Source organism: Streptococcus sp. FSL R7-0212, from assembly GCF_038007985.1.
GTDB classification, from domain to species: domain Bacteria; phylum Bacillota; class Bacilli; order Lactobacillales; family Streptococcaceae; genus Streptococcus; species Streptococcus parauberis.
Window position 1 is genome coordinate 672,094 of the sequence record NZ_JBBOYF010000001.1, and the last position, 24,400, is coordinate 696,493.

At 34.9% G+C, this 24,400-nt stretch carries 21 protein-coding genes and 1 riboswitch; of the genes, 20 read left to right on the top strand and 1 reads right to left on the bottom strand.

Features of this window, described 5'->3' with window-relative positions; all coding sequences use genetic code 11:
* Positions 1-14: 14 nt before the first annotated feature.
* The 7 genes from MKY69_RS03590 (at position 15) to nfsA (ending at position 6,787) form a co-directional block, all read left to right on the top strand.
* Positions 15-599, top strand: coding sequence for a hypothetical protein (locus MKY69_RS03590; protein WP_003106465.1), 585 nt, complete (start codon positions 15-17; stop codon positions 597-599).
* An 8-nt stretch (positions 600-607) separates the two neighbouring features.
* Positions 608-1,615, top strand: coding sequence for a V-type ATPase subunit (locus tag MKY69_RS03595; RefSeq protein ID WP_004234336.1), 1,008 nt, complete (start codon positions 608-610; stop codon positions 1,613-1,615).
* Complete coding sequence (locus MKY69_RS03600; RefSeq protein ID WP_003104675.1) at positions 1,608-1,928, top strand: V-type ATP synthase subunit F; 321 nt, start codon at positions 1,608-1,610, stop codon at positions 1,926-1,928. The genes MKY69_RS03595 and MKY69_RS03600 overlap by 8 nt, the downstream gene beginning before the upstream one ends.
* A 107-nt stretch (positions 1,929-2,035) precedes the next feature.
* Complete coding sequence (locus MKY69_RS03605; protein ID WP_013793791.1) at positions 2,036-3,811, top strand: V-type ATP synthase subunit A; 1,776 nt, start codon at positions 2,036-2,038, stop codon at positions 3,809-3,811.
* A gap of 1 nt (position 3,812) precedes the next feature.
* A complete protein-coding gene (locus tag MKY69_RS03610; RefSeq protein ID WP_003103945.1) occupies positions 3,813-5,192 on the top strand; it encodes a V-type ATP synthase subunit B in 1,380 nt (459 codons plus the stop codon).
* 39 nt (positions 5,193-5,231) lie between these two features.
* Positions 5,232-5,849 carry a V-type ATP synthase subunit D gene (locus MKY69_RS03615; protein WP_340790975.1) on the top strand — a complete coding sequence of 206 codons (618 nt, stop codon included), beginning with the start codon at positions 5,232-5,234 and terminating at the stop codon, positions 5,847-5,849.
* A 197-nt stretch (positions 5,850-6,046) separates the two neighbouring features.
* A complete protein-coding gene (nfsA, locus tag MKY69_RS03620; RefSeq protein ID WP_003106473.1) occupies positions 6,047-6,787 on the top strand; it encodes an oxygen-insensitive NADPH nitroreductase in 741 nt (246 codons plus the stop codon).
* 355 nt (positions 6,788-7,142) lie between these two features.
* Here nfsA and MKY69_RS03625 read toward each other — a convergent pair whose 3' ends face one another.
* On the bottom strand, positions 7,143-7,739 hold the full coding sequence (locus MKY69_RS03625; RefSeq protein ID WP_076751711.1) for a TMEM175 family protein: 597 nt from the start codon (positions 7,737-7,739) through the stop codon (positions 7,143-7,145).
* Between the two features lie 172 nt (positions 7,740-7,911).
* A riboswitch (PreQ1 riboswitch) is annotated at positions 7,912-8,026 on the top strand.
* Here MKY69_RS03625 and MKY69_RS03630 point away from each other — a divergent pair.
* The 13 genes from MKY69_RS03630 to MKY69_RS03690 all read left to right on the top strand — a co-directional run bounded on the left by MKY69_RS03630 (position 8,024) and on the right by MKY69_RS03690 (position 24,397).
* Entirely contained in the window at positions 8,024-8,530 is a 507-nt protein-coding gene (locus tag MKY69_RS03630; protein WP_003103402.1) for a QueT transporter family protein, read from the top strand. Its footprint overlaps the riboswitch before it by 3 nt.
* 117 nt (positions 8,531-8,647) lie before the next feature.
* A complete protein-coding gene (ligA, locus tag MKY69_RS03635; protein ID WP_003106480.1) occupies positions 8,648-10,612 on the top strand; it encodes an NAD-dependent DNA ligase LigA in 1,965 nt (654 codons plus the stop codon).
* A gap of 11 nt (positions 10,613-10,623) precedes the next feature.
* Positions 10,624-11,646 carry a diacylglycerol kinase family lipid kinase gene (locus MKY69_RS03640; RefSeq protein WP_003105693.1) on the top strand — a complete coding sequence of 341 codons (1,023 nt, stop codon included), beginning with the start codon at positions 10,624-10,626 and terminating at the stop codon, positions 11,644-11,646.
* A gap of 4 nt (positions 11,647-11,650) precedes the next feature.
* On the top strand, positions 11,651-13,963 hold the full coding sequence (gene pulA / locus MKY69_RS03645; protein ID WP_340790976.1) for a type I pullulanase: 2,313 nt from the start codon (positions 11,651-11,653) through the stop codon (positions 13,961-13,963).
* A 65-nt stretch (positions 13,964-14,028) separates the two neighbouring features.
* Positions 14,029-15,912 (top strand): 1,4-alpha-glucan branching protein GlgB, encoded by a 1,884-nt coding sequence (gene glgB / locus MKY69_RS03650; RefSeq protein ID WP_013793796.1) that lies wholly within the window; start codon positions 14,029-14,031, stop codon positions 15,910-15,912.
* A gap of 70 nt (positions 15,913-15,982) precedes the next feature.
* On the top strand, positions 15,983-17,122 hold the full coding sequence (locus MKY69_RS03655; RefSeq protein WP_003104625.1) for a glucose-1-phosphate adenylyltransferase: 1,140 nt from the start codon (positions 15,983-15,985) through the stop codon (positions 17,120-17,122).
* Entirely contained in the window at positions 17,112-18,245 is a 1,134-nt protein-coding gene (glgD, locus tag MKY69_RS03660) for a glucose-1-phosphate adenylyltransferase subunit GlgD (protein ID WP_340790977.1), read from the top strand. Before MKY69_RS03655 ends, glgD begins: the two co-directional genes overlap by 11 nt.
* Positions 18,242-19,672 (top strand): glycogen synthase GlgA, encoded by a 1,431-nt coding sequence (gene glgA / locus MKY69_RS03665; protein ID WP_003106489.1) that lies wholly within the window; start codon positions 18,242-18,244, stop codon positions 19,670-19,672. Before glgD ends, glgA begins: the two co-directional genes overlap by 4 nt.
* A 19-nt stretch (positions 19,673-19,691) precedes the next feature.
* Complete coding sequence (locus tag MKY69_RS03670; protein WP_340790978.1) at positions 19,692-22,088, top strand: glycogen/starch/alpha-glucan phosphorylase; 2,397 nt, start codon at positions 19,692-19,694, stop codon at positions 22,086-22,088.
* A 258-nt stretch (positions 22,089-22,346) separates the two neighbouring features.
* A complete protein-coding gene (locus MKY69_RS03675; RefSeq protein WP_003106492.1) occupies positions 22,347-22,544 on the top strand; it encodes a F0F1 ATP synthase subunit C in 198 nt (65 codons plus the stop codon).
* 91 nt (positions 22,545-22,635) lie between these two features.
* Positions 22,636-23,349, top strand: a complete 714-nt coding sequence (gene atpB / locus MKY69_RS03680; protein WP_003104296.1) for a F0F1 ATP synthase subunit A — start codon at positions 22,636-22,638, stop codon at positions 23,347-23,349.
* A gap of 15 nt (positions 23,350-23,364) precedes the next feature.
* Entirely contained in the window at positions 23,365-23,859 is a 495-nt protein-coding gene (gene atpF / locus MKY69_RS03685) for a F0F1 ATP synthase subunit B (protein WP_003102869.1), read from the top strand.
* Position 23,860: 1 nt separating this feature from the next.
* On the top strand, positions 23,861-24,397 hold the full coding sequence (locus MKY69_RS03690) for a F0F1 ATP synthase subunit delta (RefSeq protein ID WP_062806701.1): 537 nt from the start codon (positions 23,861-23,863) through the stop codon (positions 24,395-24,397).
* The last annotated feature ends 3 nt before the right edge of the window (positions 24,398-24,400 follow it).

Below are 24,400 nucleotides of genomic sequence, written 5' to 3' on the forward strand. Positions count from 1 at the left end.
AGGAGTACAGGTTAATGACTGCTATTGAAAATTTAAAAGCTAGTGTTCTTGAAAAAGCTTATCAGGAAGGGCAGGCTCAACTAGATAAAGACTTGCTAGCTATAGATCAACAATTCGATTTGGAAAAAGAAAAAGTAATTGTTGAAAAAAAAGAATCAAAATTGATTCAGTTAAAAGAGCTTGACCGTGGCTATCAGGTCCAGATGCAACAATTACGTAATCAAGAACGGCAATCTAGCTTAGCCATTAAGCAAGAGGTATTAAAATCTTTATTTAATGAGGCTTTGTCCAAAATGGAAAATTGGGAAAAAGGTGAAGAATTATCATTTATGAATCAAATTCTGACAAAATACCAAACCGAAAGCTGTCAGGTAACTTTTGGGCAAATCACCGCTCAAAAATTTAATCAGGATGATTTTCGAAAATTTGAAGAAACATACCCTAATTGTCAATTTTCAAAAGATTTTATTGATGGAGAAGCTGGGTTTGTTATTTCGATGGATAAGGTTGATTATACATACTTGTACAGTCTTCTAGTAAACTCCCTTTTTAAAAGTGAATGCGCGGAGATTTCAAATCAATTATTTAGTGATCGATAGGAGGCGTTATGGAAAAAGAACAATTCGCCCAAATCAATACGACGATTGCAGTTAAAGAAAAAGAAATGATTTCAGCTCAGCAATTCCAAAAAATCCTTTTAAATCCGAATAAAGAGACAATTATTAATCTTATGCAGGAGAAAGGTTACGCCATTAAAGTTGAAAATTTTGAGAATTTGGATCTTGTCGAAAAGGCGCTGATGTCTAAATTAATTGTTGCTTATCAATGGGCTTTTCAAGAGTCTCCTTCGGGTGAGGTTGTGGAAGTTTTAGCTCTCCCTTATCTCTATCATAATTTGAAGGTTCTCCTGAAAGAAAAGGCTAGCAAGCAAGATTTGAGTAAGCTCCTTATCCCGATTGGAAAAGTTTCTTTGAGTCATTTAGACCATCTGGTAAGAACTCTATCCTCAGATGTTTTACCTGACCATTTGGTAAATGAGGTAGCTGCTATTTGGCAAGAACACCTAAACTATCAGGATTACAGGGTCTTAGAAGTTGGCTGTGATTTGGCTTACTTTAAACACCTTAAGCGAATTGCTGAGCAGTTAGACGACCAGAAAATTTATCAAGCAACAAGTCTTATCATTCAATTTTACAACCTAATAACAGTTAAACGTGCTGATGCTTTACACAAAAATCAAGGCTTTATGAAACAATTGATAAGTGATCAAGGTCATTTAGGCCTGAGTACTTATCTTGATCTAGCCGAGGGCAAGGAAGTATCCACTTGGTTTAATCAATTAAATCCGGATGTGTTTTCGTTGCAATTTAAAGAGGCTCAGACTGCTTTAGTTAATGATAAATTAACCCTGCCAGAACTTGAAAGGCTAGTTGATCAACTCTTATTTAGTGCTTTTGAAAGTGGAAAATATAATGCAGATGGTCCTTATCAGCTTTTAAGATATCTTTTAGGACTGGAGTTTGAGATTAAAAATTTCAGACTCTTAATCTCGGCACTTGTCAATGATTTGCCAATTGAACTTGTTAAAGAAAGAATGAGACCTATTTATGAATAATACAACTTATAAAATTGGTGTCATAGGAAATCGGGATGCCATTCTACCTTTTCAAATTATTGGTTTTTTCACTTATCCTGTTGTTAGTGCGGAAGAAGCAGTAAATACTCTCCGTCAATTAGCCATGGATAATTTTGGCATCATTTATATCACAGAAGATATTGCAGAAAAAATACCTGATACCATTGCTTTCTATGACAATCAAATTATGCCAGCCATTATCTTAATTCCAAACTTCAAAGGTAAGGCAAAACTAGGTCGGCAATTTTTGGAAGAAAGAGTGGAAAGAGCAGTTGGGCAAAATATATTATAAGCATTTTAAGATGCATTAAATGAATAGCCAATTTTTAATTAATTGAGATTGTCAGTAAGTAGATTAAATAAATGCATATTTAAAGATAGATTTTAAAGGAGACAAACTTGAGTCAAGGGAAAATTATAAAAGTTTCAGGACCATTAGTTGTGGCCTCTGGAATGGAAGAAGCTAATATTCAAGATATTTGTCGAGTAGGTCGTTTAGGACTAATTGGTGAAATCATTGAAATGAGAAAAGATCAGGCTTCTATTCAAGTATATGAGGAAACTTCTGGGATAGGTCCTGGTGAACCAGTTTCATCAACTGGCCAACCTTTGTCAGTAGAATTAGGTCCAGGATTACTTTCAGAAATGTTTGATGGTATCCAAAGACCACTCGATCGTTTCAAATCAGTTACCAAAAGTAACTTTTTAATTCGTGGAGCTGAAGTTCCAAGCTTAGATCGTGAAGCAAAGTGGTCATTTGATGCTAGTATAGAAATTGGCAGTGAGGTTAACCCAGGTGATATACTAGGTTGTGTTCAAGAAACAAAAGTTATTGAACATCGTATCATGGTTCCAAACCAGGTTTCAGGTAAGTTGATTGCCATTTCATCAGGTCAGTTCACTGTTGATGACTGTGTATATCAAATTAAACAAGCTGATGGTAGTATTTACAAAGGAAGTTTAATGCAAAAATGGCCTGTCCGTAAAGGACGTCCTGTTGCTAAAAAATTAATTCCAGTTGAACCACTGATTACAGGTCAACGTGTCATCGACACCTTTTTCCCAGTGGCAAAAGGAGGAGCTGCAGCTGTTCCAGGACCATTTGGTGCAGGAAAAACAGTCGTACAGCATCAGATTGCAAAATTTGCTAATGTCGATATTGTTATCTATGTAGGTTGTGGTGAGCGTGGTAATGAGATGACCGATGTATTAAATGAGTTTCCAGAATTAATTGATCCCAATACAGGTCAATCAATTATGGAACGGACAGTATTAATAGCGAATACATCGAATATGCCGGTAGCTGCGCGTGAAGCTTCGATTTATACAGGGATAACAATTGCTGAATATTTTAGAGATATGGGTTATTCAGTGGCTATTATGGCAGATTCAACATCTCGATGGGCTGAGGCGCTTCGGGAAATGTCAGGCCGCTTAGAAGAAATGCCTGGTGATGAAGGTTATCCTGCATATTTAGGTAGTCGGATTGCTGAGTATTATGAACGTGCAGGACGTTTTCAAGTTTTAGGAACTGATGGACGTGAAGGTTCAATTACGGCTATTGGAGCTGTCTCACCTCCAGGAGGGGATATTTCTGAGCCAGTTACGCAAAATACATTGCGGATTGTTAAAGTCTTTTGGGGTCTTGATGCACCACTGGCTCAACGTCGCCATTTTCCGGCAATCAATTGGTTGAATTCTTACTCCTTATATAAGGATGAATTAGCAAAAGTGATTAGTAAGAAGGAAAATACAAATTGGTCTGAAAAAGTGACCAGTGCTATGAATACACTGCAAGAAGAAGCAAGTTTAGAAGAAATTGTGCGTTTGGTTGGTTTAGATTCATTATCTGAACAAGATAAATTAACAATGGCAGTTGCCCGCCAGATTCGAGAAGATTTTTTACAGCAGAATGCATTTGATACAGTTGATACATTCACATCATTCAAAAAGCAAGATGCTATGTTAACAAATATCCTTACCTTCCAAAAAGAAGCACAGAGAGCCTTAGCTTTGGGCGCTTATTTTACTGAGATTATGGATGGGACTGTTGCCAATCGTGATAGATTGGCTAGAAGCAAATATATTGCTGAAACTGAACTTGAACAAATAAGTGCCATCAGCGAGCAAATAAAAGTAGACATTCAAAGTATCATTGAGAAAGGAGGACTCTAATATGACAGCTATAAAAGAATATCGAACAGTCAGTGAAGTGGTTGGTCCTCTAATGATTGTGGACCAAGTTTCAGGCGTCCACTATAATGAGCTAGTCGAAATCAGTATGCATGATGGTCAAAAGCGCCAAGGACAAGTCTTAGAGGTTCATGAGGATAAGGCCATGGTTCAATTATTTGAAGGTTCTAGTGGGATTAATCTTGCCAAAACTAAGGTTAGATTTACAGGACATCCACTGGAAGTTGCCGTTTCAGAGGATATGATTGGGCGGATTTTTGATGGCATGGGGAAACCGATTGATGGGGGACCTGATTTGCTACCTGAAAAATATTTAGATATTGATGGGCAAGCAATAAATCCCGTGGCGCGTGATTATCCTGATGAATTTATTCAAACAGGAATCTCAGCCATCGACCATCTGAATACACTCGTCCGCGGACAGAAATTACCAGTTTTCTCAGGTTCTGGGCTTCCTCATAATGAATTAGCTGCGCAGATTGCCAGACAAGCAACAGTATTAAACGCCGATGATAACTTTGCTGTTGTCTTTGCAGCCATGGGCATCACATTTGAAGAGGCAGAATTCTTCATGAATGATCTCCGTGAAACAGGGGCAATTGACCGGTCAGTCTTATTTATGAATTTAGCTAATGACCCAGCAATTGAACGGATAGCAACACCACGAATAGCTCTAACAACCGCAGAATATTTAGCTTACGAAAAAGATATGCACGTTTTGGTTATTATGACTGACATGACTAACTATTGCGAGGCACTTCGAGAGATTTCAGCTGCTAGACGAGAAGTTCCTGGTCGACGTGGTTATCCCGGATATCTTTATACCAATTTATCAACACTTTATGAACGCGCTGGAAGATTAGTTGGTAAAAAAGGCTCTGTAACCCAAATTCCAATTTTAACCATGCCTGAAGATGATATTACCCATCCTATCCCAGATTTAACGGGTTACATTACAGAAGGTCAAATCATTTTATCTCATGAATTGTATAATAGTGGTTTTAGACCTCCAATAAATATTTTGCCATCCTTATCACGTTTGAAAGACAAGGGTTCAGGTGAAGGGAAAACTAGAGTAGACCATGCTGCAACAATGAATCAATTGTTTGCCGCTTATGCTCAAGGAAAACAAGCTAAAGAATTAGCTGTTGTCCTTGGAGAATCAGCCTTGTCTGATACTGATAAACTTTATGTAGACTTTACAAATCGTTTTGAAAAGGAATATATCAATCAAGGTTTCTATAATAATCGAAGTATTGAAGAAAGCTTAAATCTCAGTTGGAAGTTATTAGCTATTCTGCCAAGGACCGAATTAAAGCGGATTAAAGATGATATGTTGGATCAATATCTTGGTAAAGAGTAAGATTTAGCTATAACGCAGTGACAGAAAGGTTTATCACAGATGGTTAGATTAAATGTTAAACCGACGCGCATGGAATTAAATAACTTAAAAAAAAGACTGAAAACCGCTAAAAGAGGTCATAAGTTATTAAAAGATAAACGAGATGAACTCATGCGTCGTTTTATTGCTTTGATAAGAGAAAATGATAGTCTTCGGAAGACAGTCGAGGACAGTCTGCAAGGCACTATGCAGGAATTTGTCTTGGCTAAATCAGTTGAAAGTGACGCCATGGTTGAGGAATTATTTGCTCTACCAGTTCGACAAGCAAACCTTTTTATTGAAGAAGAAAATATTATGAGCGTCCACGTGCCCAAATTTCACATAAAAGAAGAGATTGATAATTCTCAAAGAGAATTTACATATAGCTTCTTAAGTTCAAATAGTGAAATGGATCGAACCATCGAACAGATGGAATCACTGATGGAAAGTTTACTAAGACTGGCTGAGGTGGAAAAGGTCTGCCAATTGATGGCTGATGAAATTGAAAAGACTCGTCGAAGAGTTAATGGTCTGGAATATGCAATTATTCCTCAGTTGGATGAGACAATTCATTATATTGAATTAAAACTTGAAGAAGCAGAACGTTCTAATTTAGTACGTATTATGAAGGTGAAATAAGTATAATCTCTCTTATTTGAACAATAAAAAGACTTGGATCAAGATTCAAGTCTTTTTGTACACAAAATTGTTTAATAAATTCTCATGAATTGACATTGTCTGCAATTACTGATAGAGTCAGAATGACAGTTATTTTATGTTTGTAGCAGGCTTACTATTGCTTATCATTTAATAGAAAAAGTAGAAAGTAAAGATATATGAATCAAACAATCCACACTATATTAGACCATGTTTCTGTAAGAAACTTTATAGACCAAAAATTGTCTGAAAAGGAGATTGAGGTGCTTGTTGAAGCGGCACAGGCGGCCTCTTCAGCCAGTTTCTTACAAGCCTATTCGATCATGAGTATAGATGATCCAAAGTTATTAAAAGAATTGGTGAAAGTTGGAAAACTACAGCCATTTATTTTGGAAGCAGGTCACTTTTTTATTTTTTGTGGTGATTTTAAGCGACATCATGATTTTGCTAAAGAAAAAGAGATTGCCATAGAAGAAACAATTGGTGGAGTAGATGCTTTAATGGTCGGGGCAATTGATGCTAGTCTAGCAGCTCAAAACATGACAATAGCAGCTGAATCATTGGGTATGGGTGTTTGTTATATTGGTGGTGTTAGAGATGGTATTGAAGCAATCTCAGAGCTTCTTGACCTGCCAGATTATGTCTTTCCTGTTTTCGGATTAGTTGTTGGTTACCCAGCAATTAAATATGGGACCAAACCTCGCTTTCCTGCGGATGCCATTCACCATCGAAATGAATATCCCAATGAGACCTTAACTAGCACCTTAGCTTATGAAAAAATTAGTGAGGACTATTACTTGAAACGGTCCAACGGTAAAATACAAAGAACATGGTCTGACACGGCTTTTAAAACACTAATTAATTCGCCACGCCCATTTATGAAAGATTATCTAAAACAACGAGGTTTAGACAAACATTAAAGAGCATCCGAAGGTGCTCAATTTTTTTATTTAGGACAACCGCAAAACGACGGTCTGGGATAAACCACATAATTGCTGTAATGACATAACAAGCAATTGTTAGGGTTGGTGAAAAGTAACTAAGTAAAATTCCTGAACTGTAAAAAACTATTGAAAGAATCCCTTTACTGTCATTGCCAATTGCCTGTTGCAACTCTATTTTGATTAGACTGCTTGCTACAATTTTTTGGTTAATCAGATTAAACTTTGTTTATTTTAACATAGTATAGCTTTTTATAAGTTACGTTTGGTTTTAAAAAGCTCCCAATTCTTCAATTGAGAGCATAATTGGAATCAAGAATAGGAAGTTTGTTAACTATTCATCTGTATCCGTTTGAGTAGTTGTAATTACTTTTGAAAAAACTTTGCCTTGGACAAACCAGAAAATGGCTGTTAATAAGTAGCATGCCATGGCTAGATGAGAAGAGAAAAAACTTAAGATGATTCCAATAGAACAAAGTGCTAATGACAGAGTCCCTTTTTTATCTTGACCAATTGTTTGACCTAATTGGTCTTTTTCATCTGTCATGTTATAGATTTCTTTTTGTAAAAAGACATAAGACATTCCTTTAAAAAGTAAAAGTATTCCATAAACCATTGAAGGCATACGATACATGTGGTACTTACTAACCCATGAAGTAGTAAAAGGAATAAATGACATAAAGAATAACCAGATAACATTTGCCCAAATGATTTTCGCATTAACCAATTTAACGCTTAAGAGGATATGGTGATGGTTAATCCAATATAGGATAACAAAGAAATAACTTAAGGTATATGCCAACAGTTTTGGTAATAAGGGAAGTAAATCATATATGTGGGGACCTTTTGGCATTTGAAATTGTAAAACCATAATTGTAATTACAATTGCTAATATAGCGTCACTAAATGCTTCTAAACGAGAACTTTGCATGAGGATTTCCTATCAATTCTATAAATTTAATAAAAATTTGCATTTTCATTAAATTTAGACACACTTTAATGTACAACACTTATGTTAACATAACTTTGCTTTCTATTACCATTATTTGATAATAGACCAAAGTCTTGCAATTTTTTTGGAAAGTTTCATTTCCTAATCTTTTTATGCTATAATAATTGAGTTGCCGTGCAACCCTTGGTGCTTAAGTTCCTTTCACCAAGCATATTATACGCGAGATAAAGAAGTATCTTTATTTTACGCCAAAGGAGAATCTTATGAAAAATTTTACAGTACGTGATTATGTCCAAATTGCATTAGTTGCAGCTTTATATGTCGTTTTAACGATTACCCCGCCACTCAACGCAATCTCTTATGGAATGTATCAATTTCGCGTTTCTGAAATGATGAACTTTTTAGCTTTTTACAATAAAAAGTACATTATTGCTGTAACAATCGGCTGTATGATTGCTAATTTTTACAGTTTTGGTTTAATTGATGTATTTATTGGAGGAGGTTCAACCTTAGTATTTGTTAGCTTAGGAGTCTACTTATTCAAGAAATATAAATCAGATTATTTATTTAATGGGATGTTAAATAAAGCTTTTCTTTATTTTTCAATCTTTTTTGCACTATCAATGATTACAGTAGCTATTGAACTGAGTTTCTTTGGTTCACCATTATTCCTAACATGGTTTACGACAGCCCTAGGAGAATTTGTATCTTTAATTATTGGTTCAATCATTATTGATAAATTGTCAAAACAGGTTGATTTGACTGTTTAAAGAATCAGTTACTAAATTTGTCCTATAAACAAAGTAACTTCACTACAAGTGAAGTTACTTTTTTTCATAGTAAGTATAGAACCTAGCAAATTAGGTGAATTATGATAAAATAAGATTATGGAAAAACGAATAAAAGAATTAACGGATTTATTAAACCAATACCGTCTGGAATACTATACCAATGATAGTCCGAGTGTTAGTGACCAAGACTACGATAGGCTATATCATGAGTTGGTTCAATTAGAAGAAGAATATCCCGAATATGCTTTAAAAGATAGTCCAACACAAGCAGTCGGTGGACTAGTTTTAACAGGTTTCGAAAAATATCAACACGCATATCCGCTCTATAGTTTACAGGATGCCTTTTCACCGGAAGAGTTGTACTCATTTGACCGACGAGTTAAAGCAGAATTTCCAAGTGCTGAGTATGTAGCAGAATTGAAAATAGATGGCTTATCAATTTCCCTTAATTATCAAGAAGGTAAGTTAGTCACAGGAGCAACACGTGGTGATGGTAGTATTGGTGAAAACATTACAGAGAATATCAAACGGATTAAAGATATTCCTCACCAGTTAGATCAAGCAATTGATATTACTGTCCGTGGTGAAGCATATATGTCACGGAAATCTTTCCAACAAATTAACTTAGAACGGCAAGAAAATGGTGAAACTGAGTTTGCCAATCCAAGGAATGCGGCAGCTGGAACATTACGTCAGTTAGATACATCAATTGTTGCTAAGAGAGAGTTAGCAAGCTTCCTATATCAAGAAGCTAGCCCCACAGATGAATTAAGTCAAGAGTTAGTTCTAGAAAAGTTAGACAACTTAGGCTTCTCAGTTAACCCACGTCGCCTTATCACGCAATCTATGGATGAGATTTGGAACTTTATTCAAGCAATTGAAATTGAACGAGACCAATTATCTTATGATATTGACGGGATTGTTATTAAAGTAAACAGTCTAGCAATGCAAGAAGAGTTGGGCTTTACCATCAAAGCACCAAGATGGGCTGTTGCTTATAAGTTTCCAGCTGAAGAAAAAGAAGCAGAAATTCGATCAGTCGATTGGACAGTAGGTCGAACAGGTGTTGTAACGCCAACAGCCAACTTAACACCGGTTAAATTGGCAGGGACGACAGTAAGTCGAGCAACCTTGCATAATGTCGATTACATCGAACATAAAGATATTCGAATTGGAGATACAGTAATTGTCTATAAAGCAGGAGATATAATACCTGCAGTTTTACGGGTCGTTACAGATAAACGTCGAGATGATTCTGAACCAATGCCGATTCCCAGTCTATGTCCGTCTTGTCAGAGTGAATTGATTCATTTTGAGGATGAAGTGGCCTTAAGATGTATCAATCCACTATGTCCAAATTTAATTCAAAGAAGTTTAGAACATTTTGCTAGCCGAAATGCAATGAATATTTCTGGCTTGGGTCCCGCAATTGTCGAGAAGCTCTATTCAGCAAACCTAATTCATGATGTAGCTGATATTTATAAATTAAATCTTGAACAATTATTAGCTTTAGAAGGTATTAAAGAAAAGTCTGCCGAAAAATTATTAACAGCGATAACTAATTCAAAGAAAAATTCAGCTGATAAACTATTGTTTGGTTTAGGAATTCGGCATGTCGGTGCTAAAGCCAGCCGTATATTATTGGAAGAATTTGGTGATATCGAATCGCTAGTTGAGGCCAACCAAGAAGAAATAAGTCAGATAGATGGATTAGGCACAGTGATTGCCAAATCCCTCGCTCGATACTTTGAAAAAGCCGAAGCCCAATTATTACTGTCAGAATTAAAAAGTGCTGGATTAAATCTTTCTTATTTAGGTAAGAAAATTGATAAAACAGCAAAATTGTTTGGTATGACAGTTGTTTTAACAGGAAAACTAGAACAATTGACTAGGAATGAAGCCAAAGCAAAATTAGAATCTCTTGGGGCAAAAGTTACCTCAAGTGTTTCAAAAAAAACAGACCTATTAGTCGCTGGAAGTGATGCTGGGTCAAAATTAGACAAAGCCAGTACTCTCGGAATTAGAATTGAGGATGAAGACTGGCTAGTGAATTTGTCATAAATGGAGAAAAAATGAAAAAAAGAAAAAAAGCTAGACTAATTTATAATCCTACATCAGGCCAAGAAATTATGAAAAAAAATGTGGCTGATGTTCTTAATATTTTGGAAGGGTTTGGCTATGAAACATCTGCGTTTCAAACAACTGCAGCGAAGCATTCAGCACAAAATGAAGCTAGAAGAGCTGGTGAAGTAGGATTTGATTTAATAATTGCAGCTGGTGGTGATGGCACAATTAATGAAGTTGTTAGCGGAATTGCTCCTTTGAAGAAACGTCCAATGATGGCCATCATTCCAACAGGGACAACAAATGACTTTGCTAGAGCATTGAAAATTCCACGAGCAAACCCAATTCAAGCAGCTAAATTAATTGGTAAAAACCAAACCATAAAAATGGATATTGGACAAGCAAGAGAAGATGTATATTTCATCAATATTGCTGCTGCAGGTAGTTTAACGGAATTAACCTATAGTGTTCCAAGTCAATTAAAAACCATGTTTGGTTATCTTGCATACTTAGCAAAAGGAGTAGAATTACTTCCTCGAGTTAGTAATGTACCAGTTAAAATAACCTATGACGATGGTGTCTTTGAAGGCAATGTGTCCATGATATTTGCTGCAATTACAAATTCAGTTGGTGGTTTTGAAATGATTGCTCCTGATGCTAAATTGGATGATGGAAAATTTACATTAATCCTGGTCAAAACAGCTAACCTATTTGAAATTGTACACTTGTTACGTTTAGTTATTGATGGTGGTAAACATTTAAAAGATAGACGAATAGAATATATTAAAACTAGTAAAGTAGATATCCAACCAAAATCGGATAAACGAATGATGATCAATCTCGATGGGGAATACGGTGGTGACGCCCCTCTTAAGCTAATAAACTTGAAGAATCATATTACATTTTTTGCTGATACCGATTTAATATCAAATGATGCTTATAGTGTAATTGCTGATGAACCAGAAATTGAAGAAATTGCTCAAAAATTTGCCCATGAAGTTGAAGACTTAGAAGGTGAATTAGGGGAATAATAGAATGATAAATAATACAGTCATCGTTCATTACCATAGTCAAGCTGGGAAATATTTTGACTTGAGCTTATGGCAATGGCAAGATGGTAAGTTAGGAAATGATGCTTATTTTTCAAAATTTGATAGTTTTGGAGCTGTTGCAGTTCTTGATTATGAAGCTCCCTATTTTCTTAGTCATGCCTATGTGATTGTAAAAGACCAATTTTGGAAGAAAAAGACTGTTGATTATCGGATTGAAAGAGAATATGGTCTGGAAAAAAGTGAAGTTTGGATTGTTAGCGATGATCCCACCCCTTATTATTCCAGACAGGCTGCTGTCTCCAGTCGTAACTATCGGGTCCGCAACGCTCATGCCTATGATATGGCTGTTAATAGTCAACGCTTTGATAAAAAGTGGGGATTTTCTGGCTGGCTTGGCTATCGTTACTTAGAAAACCAAACTTCCTTTAGACTTTGGGCTCCTACAGCTGAAAAAGTAGATTTAATCCTTTTTGATTCGACGGATAATACTGCTAGTGTCCATCGAGTCTATCATATGGCGCGCGGTAAAGGGAAGAATCCAGACAATCACATTTTGAACCGTCATGGGATCTGGGAGATAACTATTTATGGTAACCATAATTATCAATCTTATGTTTACCGTGTTCATTATCGAAAACGAACTTTCGTGGAAACCCGTGATCCATATTCGATTGCGACTACTGCTAATGGTCGGCGATCTGTCGTAATAGATCCCACAAATTTAGTTCCCGAAGGATTCTCTGTTAAGCACAATCAAGAAGCGACTTGGCGTTTAGATAACCCGAATCAGTCAGTAATATATGAAATGCATGTTCGTGATTTTTCAATATCTGAAACCTCAGGAGTAAGCCCAGAAAATAGAGGAAAATTTAGAGGCCTTTTTGAAAAAGGTACTAGAAATCCGCAAGGTGATGCAACTTGTTTTGATTATGTGACTAATTTAGGTGTTACACATATTCAACTACAACCTATTTTTAACCATCATCAGAATATTGATGAAGAAGGCAACTACGCTTATAACTGGGGTTATGATCCTGAGAATTTCAATGTTCCAGAAGCTAGCTATGCGAGTACTGCGCATGGACCAGCAAGTAGTATTTTGGAGCTGAAAGAGGCTATTCAAGCATACCATGATGCGGGTTTGAATGTTGTAATCGATGTCGTCTTTAATCACACATATTCAAGCCGAGATTCAGCCTTTCAATTATCAGTGCCAGATTATTATTACCGTATGGCCCCAAACGGATTATTCCTAAATGGATCTGGATGTGGTAATGAAACTGCTAGTGAAAAAGAAATGTTTCGCAAATATATGATTGACTCTATATTGTATTGGGTACATGAATACAATGTTGATGGCTTTCGATTTGACTTAATGGGTCTGCATGATGTTGAAACGATGAATCAGATTAGACAAGCAGTTGATAAAGTTGATCCTCGGATTATTTTATATGGTGAAGGTTGGGACATGGGAACTGGCTTAGCTGATTACCAAAAAGCTAAAAAAGAAAATGCTAATTTAATGCCTAGAATTGGTTTCTTCAATGATACCCAAAGAAATGCAATAAAAGGAGCAGAAGTCTATGGTGCTTTTGTAGAAGGATTTGTATCTGGTGCTGCAACTGAAGATGTTATTGCTAAAGCTATATTAGGTAGTGACGAATTAAACCCATACCTTAGTCCTGAACAAGTTATTAATTATGTGGAAGCGCATGATAATTACAATCTAAATGATTTATTCTGGGCCTTAAATGAAAATGATAGTATTGAAATTCATACCAAACGTGTTCAATTAGCAACAGCAATGAACATCTTAATGCAAGGTATTACCTTTATGCAGTTAGGACAAGAATTTCTAAGAACTAAGCTACATGCAACTGGGCCACTTAATGAGTTAACTCAAGAAGACAAGCATAGAGCGATGAATTCATACAATGCTTCGGATAGTGTTAATCAGGTTGATTGGAATTTGGTAACTTATGAAAAAGATACCATAGATTTTGTAAAAAAATTGATTTTTATGAAAACTAAATCAGATATGTTTTCATTTTCAACTTTTGATGAGATTCGGCGTCATGTATATATTGAGAGTGCAACAAAAGGTAGCGGTTTTATAAGTTTTACGATAAAAAATTCAATAAATTATCAATTTATTTTCAGTATTTATGGGAAACGTTTGCGAGAGGCTAAAGAAAATGATATAATTATTACCAATGATAAGCGCCTTCACAATGATGATTTAATTATTAATAACTTGACAGCTATGATCCTTGATATTACCGAAAAACCTGAGTAAGTCAGGTTTTTTTTGCTATCAAGTATCATTTTTATCATTTTAATAACTTAAGAAAGGGTGATGTAATGACAAATGACTTAGATCTTTATACTTTTGGGACTGGGGAAAATTTTCATATTCAAGATTACTTTGGAGTACATAAAACAAGTCAAAATGGCGAACAAGCGTATGTCTTCAGAGTTTGGGCACCAAATGCGGAGACAATTAGTTTAATTGGAGATTTTACTAATTGGTTTGAAAATCCAGTTCCAATGGAAGTAAATGAAGCTGGAGTTTGGGAAGTTATAAGCAACTTACCCAAAGAAGGCCAAATATATAAATATCTAGTCAAGAGGCAAGGTGGACATGTTATTGAAAAAATTGATCCGCTAGCTATTGTATTCGAAAACCGTCCAGGAACTGGAGCAAAAGTTAAAACACTTACTCCTAAAAAGTGGCAAGATGGTTTATGGATGGGAAGACGGAAACGTTTTGGCTTTAAAAAACGTCCCGTTAATATCTATGAAATGCATGCTAACTCTTGGAAAAATGACAATGAAGGCCAACCTTATCAGTTTAAAGAGCTGAAAAATGAATTAATCCCTTATCTTAAGAAAATGAATTATACCCATGTCGAATTTATGCCACTTATGGCTCATCCATTAGGTATGAGTTGGGGTTATCAATTAATGGGATATTTTGCTTTCGAAACTACATTTGGCAATCCAGAAGATTTCCAGGATTTTGTTGAAGAATGTCATCTAAATAACATTGGAGTTTTAGTTGACTGGGTACCAGGACATTATACAAAAAATGATGATGCCCTTGCTTATTTCGATGGGACACCTACATATGAATATCAAGATCATGATCGGGCACATAACTATGGTTGGGATGCACTAAATTTTGATTTAGGTAAGAATCAAGTACAGTCATTTTTGATTTCAAGCGCTATGTTTTGGTTGGAAACCTATCATTTAGACGGTATCAGAGTTGATGCTGTAAGTAATATGCTCTACCTTGATTATGATCAAGGGCCATGGCAACCAAATGTTAATGGGGGTAACCATAATCTAGAAGCAATTGCATTTTTGCAAAAATTGAATCAAACAATTAAAGATAAATATCCTGATGTCATGATGATTGCAGAAGAAGCAACTTCAGATATTCCAATAACTAAACCAATTTCAGAAGGTGGACTTGGCTTTGATTATAAATGGAATATGGGATGGATGAATGATGTTTTAAGGTTTTACGAACAAGATCCATTTTACCGTAAATTTAATTTTAACTTGTTGACTTTTAGCTTCATGTATTGTTTTAATGAGAATTTTATTCTTCCTTTTTCACATGACGAAGTTGTACACGGTAAAAAAAGTCTAATGCATAAAATGTGGGGTGACCGAAATAACCAATTTAGTGGATTAAGAAATTTACTAACCTACCAGATTTGTCATCCAGGGAAAAAATTATTATTCATGGGATCTGAATTTGGCCAATTTCTCGAATGGAAATATGATGATCAATTGGTTTGGGATAATTTAAATGATGATCTCAACCAAAAAATGGCATATTTCACCGCAACCTTAAATCAATTTTACAAAGATAATAATAGTCTTTGGCAAAATGACGAAAATTATGATGGTATTGAAATAATTGATGCAGATAACTTGGATCAGACAGTCCTATCCTTCTGTCGTCAAAACGATAAAGGTGATTTATTGCTTTGTGTTTTCAATATGACACCAGTAGAGCGTCCTAATTTCACAATTGGTGTTCCAGTAGCTGGTCAATATGAAGAAATATTTAATACTGAACTTGAAGTTTTCGGTGGTGTATGGAAAGAAACGAATCCAAACAAAACAACTGAAAATGAAGATTGGAAATCTTATCATGAGACATTGACATTTACTTTACCAGCCTTGGGTGCTAGTATTTGGAAAGTTAAACGTCGCATTAGGAGAAAATAAGATATAGTTATTTCTAATTTTTGTTAATCACATTTTTATTGATTTTTAAAAAAATCAAAGGGGGAAATAAATGAAGAATGAAATGTTAGCTCTTATACTAGCAGGTGGTCAGGGTACCCGTTTAGGGAAATTGACACAAAGCATTGCAAAACCTGCAGTACAATTTGGTGGACGTTATCGTATTATCGATTTTGCTTTGTCTAACTGTGCAAATTCGGGTATCCATAACGTTGGAGTAATCACACAATACCAACCACTCGCTTTGAATAGTCATATTGGTAATGGTTCATCATGGGGCTTGGATGGAATTGATAGCGGTGCCACAATTTTACAACCTTATTCAGCAACTGAGGGAAATCGTTGGTTCCAAGGTACGAGTCATGCGATTTATCAAAATATTGACTATATTGATAGTATCAATCCTGAATATGTTCTCATTTTATCAGGGGACCATATTTACAAAATGGACTATGACGAAATGCTTCAAACACATAAAGATAACTTAGCGAGCTTAACAGTTGCTGTTATCGATGTGCCTCTTAAAGAAGCAAGTCGTTTTGGAATTATGAATACTGATACTAATGATCGTATCGTTGAATTTGATGAAAAACCTGAGCATCCAAAATCTACAAAAGCATCAATGGGGATTTACATCTTTGACTGGAAACGTTTAAGAAACATGCTCGTTGATGCTGAAAAAAACAATGTAGACATGGATGACTTTGGAAAGAATGTTATTCCTGCCTATCTTGAAGCAGGTGAACGTGTTTATACATATAACTTTGCAGGTTACTGGAAAGATGTTGGTACTATTGAATCATTATGGGAAGCAAATATGGAATATATTGCTGAGGACAATGAATTAGATAGCCGTGACCGTTCATGGAAAATTTATTCTAAAAATCATATTGCACCTCCAAATTTTATATCTGAAGAGGCTAAAGTTAGAGATTCATTAGTTGTCGATGGTTGTTTTGTCACAGGTTCTGTTGACCATTCAATTCTTTCAGCTAATGTTCAGGTCAAAAAAGATGCTGAAATTAAAGATTCATTTATTATGAGTGGTGCTACAATCGGTGAGGGTGCGAAAATTTTTAAAGCCATCATCGGTGAAGGCGCTGTTATCGGAAACAATGTCATTATTGATGGTAGTGACGAGATTCAAGTTGTAGGCTATAATGAAATTGTGGGGGTTTCAAATGAAGAGTGATAAGTATTCAGCTATTTTAGGTAGTGCAATTGGTTTTCCTGAAATGGAAGGTTTAACTGACAAACGTCCATTAGCAAACTTACCTTTCGACGGGAAATATCGGCTCATAGACTTTAATTTATCAAATCTGGCAAATGCTGGAATTAGAAGTATTTATGGTATTTTCCGTGGAGAAAACATTCGTTCCGTATTTGATCATGTCCGTAGTGGTCGTGAATGGGGGCTTAATTCATTACTAAGCCATTATTTTCTAGGATTTTATAACACTAAGGAAAGTGATCAAGAAGCAGATGGGGATTATTATGAACAAATCCTGACATATTTAAAACGTTCTGGGTCAGATCAAACCATTTACATGTCATGTGATATTTTATGTAATATCGAATTAGAACAAGTTATTCATTTACATAATGCAAACCAACGTAATATCACTGCTGTTTATAAAAAAACACCTGTTTCTTCGATCTCACCTGAAAATGATATATTAGAAATTGATGAGACTGATACAGTTGTTGGCAGAAGTACCATTCATGAAAAAGAAGGCATTGAAAAAATGTCTGCAGGGATCTATGTTGTCAATACAGATTGGTTGATTGAAAAAATGGAAATTGAAGCTCAAAAGGAACGCCCTAAAAAATTACGTTTCTTATTAAGAGATCTAACTGTTGACGAAGGTGCATTAGCTTTTGAGTATACAGGTTATATGGCAAATATTCATTCAGTTAAATCTTACTATGATGCCAACATGGATATGTTAGAAACTCATAAATTCTATTCACTTCTTTACTCAAATCAACGTATCTATACGCGTGTGAAAAATGAAGAAGCAACTTACTTTGATAAAACTTCCGTTGTTAACAATTCTCAATTTGCATCAGGATCAGTTATTAAAGGAACTGTAGATAATTCTATTATGTCGCGGAATTGTTACCTTGAAGAAGGTGCAGTAGTTAAAAATAGTATTGTTTCACCCAAAGTTAAAATTGGTAAGGATGCTCGAATCGAATATGCAATAATTGATAAATCAGTAAGAATTGCAGATGGTGTTTCCGTTAAAGGTACACCAGAAAATCCTGTCGTTGTCGCAAAAGGTAGTCATGTTATTGAGGATCACATTAAATGAAACTTTTATTTGTAGCAGCAGAAGGAGCTCCTTTTGCTAAAACAGGTGGATTAGGCGATGTTATTGGAGCATTGCCTAAATCACTAGTTAAAAATGGCCATGAGGTTTCTGTCATCATGCCTTATTATGATATGGTAGATGCCAAATTTTCTGACCGAGTCGAAGAAATTACACAATTTTACATTAATGTTGGTTATCGCCATCAATTTGTTGGCATAAAAAAGATCGTTGAAAATGATGTCAATTTCTATTTTATTGATAACCAGTATTACTTCTTCAGAGGGCATGTTTATGGGGATTGGGATGACGGTGAACGTTTTGCCTATTTCCAATTAGCAGCTATAGAAGCAATGGAAAAGATTGGCTTTATACCTGATGTAATTCATGTCAATGATTATCATACAGCGATGATCCCATTCTTATTAAAGGAAAAATATCGTTGGATTCAAACATATAATAATATCAAATCAGTATTCACAATACACAATATTGAATTCCAAGGCCAATTTGGACCTGAAATGTTGAGTGATTTATTTGGTGTTGGTGCAGAACGATACGAAGATGGTACCTTACGCTGGAACAATTGTTTAAATTGGATGAAAGCAGGTGTACTATATGCTGATCGTGTCACTACAGTTTCACCAACCTATGCTCAAGAAATTCAAACACCAGCCTTTGGTAAAGGTCTAGATCAAATTATGCGTATGGAATCTGGCAAACTGTGTGGCATTGTTAACGGTATCGATACTGAATTATTAAATCCAGAAAACGATCCTTACTTGAGTGAACCATTTTCAGTAGCAGATTTATCTGGTAAAGCAGTTAATAAAGCAGAACTACAAAAACGAGTTGGGTTACCTGTTAATGCTGATGTACCTTTAATAGGTATTGTTTCTCGTTTGACAGACCAAAAAGGGTTTGACTTAGTAGTTCAAGAATTAGATAATTTATTGCAACAAGATTTGCAAATTGTTCTTCTTGGAACAGGTTATCACCAATATGAAGAAGCATTCTCATGGTTTGCTCAACAATACCCAGAAAAACTGTCTGCTAATATAACCTTTGATTTAGGTTTAGCACAGGAAATTTATGGAGCTTCGGATATTTTCCTTATGCCAAGCGCATTTGAACCATGTGGTTTATCACAAATGATGGCTATGCGTTATGGAACGATTCCAGTCGTTCATGAAATTGGTGGATTAAGAGATACCGTAACACCATTTAATGCTTATGAGAAGACTGGTACTGGCTTTGGCTTTAACCATTTTACTGGTTACTGGATGACCAATACCTTGCTACATGCTTTAGATGTATATAAGAATCAACCTGAGGATTGGAAAATAATTCAAAAAAATGCTATGACTAGTGATTTTTCATGGGAAACTGCCAGTCTTGTTTATTTAGAACTATACACTAGTTTAGTTTAAGTTTAATTTGGAGAGAGAAATGCAAGTCACAAAAGAACAATTTATACGTGATTTTAAAGATACCTTACATGAGGAACAATTAATTAAAATCTCAGTGGCTAGTGATACAGAGTTATTCTATGCCCTATCTAAATTAGTAAAAAAATATTACACCAATATTTGGATTGATCGAAATCGTCAATTGACAGAAAACAAACAAAAGGTAGCTTATTACTTTTCAATTGAATTTTTACCAGGTCGAATGTTAGAAACAAACTTACTAAATCTTGGTATTTTAGATTTAGCAAAAGAAGCTTTTAATGACCTAGGCGTTGATTTTCAAACTGTTAAAGATGCAGAACATGATATGGCTCTTGGGAATGGAGGCCTCGGACGACTAGCCGCAGCCTTCATGGACTCTTTAGCAACAACTGGTTATCCAGGTTTTGGAAATGGCTTACGCTACCAATACGGATTATTTAAGCAGCGCATCATTGATGGCTATCAGGTAGAATTGCCTGATGCCTGGTTTGGCTCACGCGGAAATGTTTGGGAAGTAAGAAAAGATCATGATATTGTTACAGTTAAACTATTTGGAAATGTTTATTTAAAAGCAGATGATGATGGTAAATTAAAACCGGTTTATGATGGAGCTCAGATTTTAAATGCAGTTCCTTATGATGTACCACAAATCGGTTTTGAAAATGATGTCATTAATAATTTGCGTCTTTGGGATGTTGAAATTCCTGAAGAGTATGAATTAGATTACCCAACATTAGAGTCGCGTCGTCGTATTCAAGATATTACAGCAATCCTCTATCCAGATGACACAAGTTATGAAGGAAAAGAATTGCGTCTTATTCAAGAATATTTCATGACCAGTGCTGGATTGCAAACTATTATTAAAGCTTACCTTAAACAGGGCTTACCTTTAGAAGAGATTTATAAAAAAGTGTCAGTCCATATTAATGATACCCATCCAGCAGTAGCACCTGCGGAATTTATGCGACTATTAATTGATGAATACGGAATCGAATGGGAAGATGCTTGGCAAGCTACTATCAGAACGATGAGTTACACCAACCATACAATCCTTTCTGAGGCTTTGGAAAAATGGAATGCTGACCTCTTCAAAAATGTTTTACCTCGCGTTTATCAAATAATCTTAGAAATTGACAATCGTTTTGTCGCTGAAATGGCTAAAAAAGGTATCCGTCCAGATATTATTGAAAACACGCGTATTGTCAAAGATAATTTAGTTCATATGGCTAACCTGGCAATCATTGGTGGACATTCTGTTAATGGCGTTGCAAAACTTCATACAGAGCTTTTAAAAACTGATACACTGAAAGATTTCTATATTTTGTATCCCGAAAAATTTAACAATAAAACAAATGGTATTGTTCAAAGAAGATGGACACAGATTGCAGCTCCCGAATTATCAGTGGCAATTGACCGAACAATTGGTAATGAATGGCGTAAAGATATCCATGAATTACGCAAATTATTGGCATTTAAAGATGATCAAGCCGTTCTAGATGACTTCTATCAAGTGAAACAAGTCGCTAAAGAACGATTAGCTAAATATATCCTTGAGAAAACAGGAATAGTATTATCCACAAATGCAATTTTTGACGTTCAAGTTAAACGTCTTCATGCTTATAAACGTCAACTGTTAAATGTTTTAAACATTATGAGGATTTATCTTGATTTGAAAGAAAATCCAGATTTAGACATGGTTCCAAGAGTTTTTATTTTCGGAGCAAAAGCAGCGCCAGGATATCATTTTGCTAAATCCGTAATTAAAGTTATTAATGAAATTGCAAATCTTGTTAATAATGACCAAAGTCTTCAGAATAAGCTTAAAGTTGTTTTCCTTGAAAACTACAATGTTAGCTTGGCTGAATTAATTATTCCGGCTGCTGACGTGTCAGAACAGATTTCATTAGCCTCTAAAGAAGCTTCCGGTACATCAAATATGAAATTTATGATGACAGGTGCCGTCACTCTAGCTACTCTCGATGGTGCCAACATTGAAATCAAAGATGAAGTCGGAGACGACAACATTGTCATCTTTGGTATGGATAAAGATGCAGTTTATGATCATTATGCAAAACATGATTATTTCTCACGTGGTTTATATGAGTCTAATCCCCAAATACGTCGTATCGTCGACAGTTTTGTGAATGGAACAATTCCTAATTGCCAACATGAAGGCATGGAAATCTACGAAGCATTAATCACTCATAATGATGAATACTTCTTATTAGAAGATTTAGAATCTTATATAGCTGCTCAAGAACAAATTGATCGATTGTATCGAGATAAAACGCGTTGGGCTCAAATGAGCTTAGTCAATATTGCTACATCTGATAAATTCACTTCAGATGATACAATCAGAGAGTATGCTAAAGAAATTTGGCAACTTGAACAGTAATCTAGTTATCAAAATCTGATAAGACCAGAAAACGGCGAAAGCCGTTTTTCAATTTGAAAGCTATCTTTGATAAAGTCTACTATTATTGGTATAATAATCATAGGCTATTGATTGTTTAAATTGACTTATTATTTAATCATTTTTTGTAATGTTAAGTATTCGTTGAATTATGCACACTCAACTACAATTTTGTATTGACATTCTTTATTTTAAGGAATAGAATAGCAAAGTAAAAAAAATTTTAAGGAGAATTTTATTATGACTTCGTTTTTCGCATTAGCATTAGCATGTATTGGTGTTACCTTAGGGGAGAGTTTCCTGATTGCTAATTTGTTTAAATCAGCAGCTCGTCAACCAGAAATTATGAATCAATTACGTTCTATCATGATTCTAGGTATTGCCTTTATTGAAGGTACTTTCTTCGTAACACTTGCAATGGCATTTATTTTAAAATAAATGCTGAAATTTTAACAAATTAATTTGGATGGTATGTATTTTATAATTTAGGCATACTATTTCAATTGTAAGGTAGATAGGAGGGAATCCGTTGGAAGAACATAGTCCAACACTGATACTAGGTCCTGTGACCTTTAATTTAACCCTGCTTGCAATGTGCTTGGTAACTATCCTACTTATTTTTGCCTTTGTTTATACAGCAAGTCGTCATATGTCAATCCGTCCTAAAGGAAAACAAACTGTCTTAGAATTTTTATTAGATTTTGTTTCCAGTGTTACTGATGAACATATTGAAAGACCATTTCGTAGAACATATTCACTTTTCTTTTTCACAATTTTTCTTTTTGTGATGGTAGCTAATAACCTTGGTTTGGTAACAAAGATTGAAACAATGGATAAGATGAACTTATGGACATCACCTACTGCAAATGTAGGTTTTGATATTGCTTTGTCTTTACTAATCTCAATTCTTTGTCAGGTAGAAGGAATTCGTCAACGCGGTTTTCTTCCTTATCTAAAAAGGTTTGCTACACCATCGATTATGACTCCAATGAATATTTTGGAAGAAGTAACTAATGTACTTTCATTAGCTTTGCGTCTTTATGGAAATATATTTGCTGGTGAAGTTGTTATGAGCTTAATCATGAAATTAATTGCCGCCAATATGGCGTGGTTCCCAGTTGCATTTATTTTGAATATGGTCTGGGTTGCATTTTCAATTTTTATTTCTTGTATACAAGCCTATGTATTTACCAAACTAACATCAATGTATCTTGGTAAAAAAGTCAATGAAGAAGAAGAATAAGAAAGGAGAGCCTCTATGGAATTAACAGTTGGTGAACTTATTGGAAATTTTATTTTAGTAACAGGTTCAATTCTTGTTTTATATCTTTTACTAAAGAAATTTGCATGGGGTCAAATAAGTGGTATTTTAGATGAACGTGCTGCAAAAATCTCAAATGATATTGATAAAGCGGAAAATGCGCGTATTAATGCTGAAAATCTTCAAGTCGAAAGACAAAAAGAATTAGATGGCGCAAAATCAGAAGCTAGTCAGATTATTGTAGATGCAAAAGAAATTGGTCAAGCTCAAAGTACAAAACTTATTGAAGAGGCTAATGATGAAGCTAGTCGTCTAAAAGAAAAAGCTGATATTGATATTGAACGTAGTAAAGCAGAAGCTTTGTCTGATGTGAAAAATCAAATGTCAGATTTATCTATCTCATTAGCAGAAAAAATCATTGGTGCAAACCTTGATAAGGATGCTCAAAGTAAACTCATTGATAGTTATCTTAATGATTTAGGAGAAGCTTAATATGACCAAAAAAGAAGAGACTCTCATTGGGCAATATGCAAAAAGCCTTGTTGAAGTTGCTTTTGAGCATAATGTAAGTCAGCCACTTAAAACTGATTTACTTGCTATTTTGGAGACATTTGAAGCTACACAGCTTGAACAAAAATTAGCAAGTTTAGCCGTTTCACAGGGTGAAAAGGAAAATCTTATTAGGTTACTAAAAGATCCTAGTACAGTTTATATAAACAATTTAATAGAACTACTGATTCAAAATGATCGAATGAACTATTTTGCAAAGATTGTACAAAATAGTTTAGAAAGATTAAGTCAAATTAATAATGAATACGATGTTCAGGTTTCGACTACTGTGCCTTTAACTGAAAAACAAAAATTTCAGATTAGAAATATCGTTTTAAAAAAGTTTGGTTTTAAGACCGGTAGAATTATTGAAACTATCGATGAAGCACTTTTAGGTGGATTCATTATCAATGTAAATAATAATGTAATTGATACAAGTTTAAAACGTCAATTATCAGAATTTAAAAAGAAATTAATATAGAAA

What these genes read in the sequence shown, in the direction of transcription:
- MKY69_RS03610 (WP_003103945.1), top strand. Translation starts at nt 3,813, where the DNA reads ATGACAGCTATAAAAGAATATCGAACAGTCAGTGAAGTGGTTGGTCCT.
- ligA (WP_003106480.1), top strand. Translation starts at nt 8,648, where the DNA reads ATGGAAAAACGAATAAAAGAATTAACGGATTTATTAAACCAATACCGT.
- glgA (WP_003106489.1), top strand. Translation starts at nt 18,242, where the DNA reads ATGAAACTTTTATTTGTAGCAGCAGAAGGAGCTCCTTTTGCTAAAACA.
- MKY69_RS03630 (WP_003103402.1), top strand. Translation starts at nt 8,024, where the DNA reads ATGAAAAATTTTACAGTACGTGATTATGTCCAAATTGCATTAGTTGCA.
- MKY69_RS03625 (WP_076751711.1), bottom strand. Translation starts at nt 7,739, where the DNA reads ATGCAAAGTTCTCGTTTAGAAGCATTTAGTGACGCTATATTAGCAATT.
- MKY69_RS03640 (WP_003105693.1), top strand. Translation starts at nt 10,624, where the DNA reads ATGAAAAAAAGAAAAAAAGCTAGACTAATTTATAATCCTACATCAGGC.
- MKY69_RS03675 (WP_003106492.1), top strand. Translation starts at nt 22,347, where the DNA reads ATGACTTCGTTTTTCGCATTAGCATTAGCATGTATTGGTGTTACCTTA.
- MKY69_RS03615 (WP_340790975.1), top strand. Translation starts at nt 5,232, where the DNA reads ATGGTTAGATTAAATGTTAAACCGACGCGCATGGAATTAAATAACTTA.
- glgD (WP_340790977.1), top strand. Translation starts at nt 17,112, where the DNA reads ATGAAGAGTGATAAGTATTCAGCTATTTTAGGTAGTGCAATTGGTTTT.
- MKY69_RS03655 (WP_003104625.1), top strand. Translation starts at nt 15,983, where the DNA reads ATGAAGAATGAAATGTTAGCTCTTATACTAGCAGGTGGTCAGGGTACC.
- pulA (WP_340790976.1), top strand. Translation starts at nt 11,651, where the DNA reads ATGATAAATAATACAGTCATCGTTCATTACCATAGTCAAGCTGGGAAA.
- glgB (WP_013793796.1), top strand. Translation starts at nt 14,029, where the DNA reads ATGACAAATGACTTAGATCTTTATACTTTTGGGACTGGGGAAAATTTT.
- MKY69_RS03600 (WP_003104675.1), top strand. Translation starts at nt 1,608, where the DNA reads ATGAATAATACAACTTATAAAATTGGTGTCATAGGAAATCGGGATGCC.
- MKY69_RS03670 (WP_340790978.1), top strand. Translation starts at nt 19,692, where the DNA reads ATGCAAGTCACAAAAGAACAATTTATACGTGATTTTAAAGATACCTTA.
- nfsA (WP_003106473.1), top strand. Translation starts at nt 6,047, where the DNA reads ATGAATCAAACAATCCACACTATATTAGACCATGTTTCTGTAAGAAAC.
- MKY69_RS03690 (WP_062806701.1), top strand. Translation starts at nt 23,861, where the DNA reads ATGACCAAAAAAGAAGAGACTCTCATTGGGCAATATGCAAAAAGCCTT.
- MKY69_RS03590 (WP_003106465.1), top strand. Translation starts at nt 15, where the DNA reads ATGACTGCTATTGAAAATTTAAAAGCTAGTGTTCTTGAAAAAGCTTAT.
- atpF (WP_003102869.1), top strand. Translation starts at nt 23,365, where the DNA reads ATGGAATTAACAGTTGGTGAACTTATTGGAAATTTTATTTTAGTAACA.
- MKY69_RS03595 (WP_004234336.1), top strand. Translation starts at nt 608, where the DNA reads ATGGAAAAAGAACAATTCGCCCAAATCAATACGACGATTGCAGTTAAA.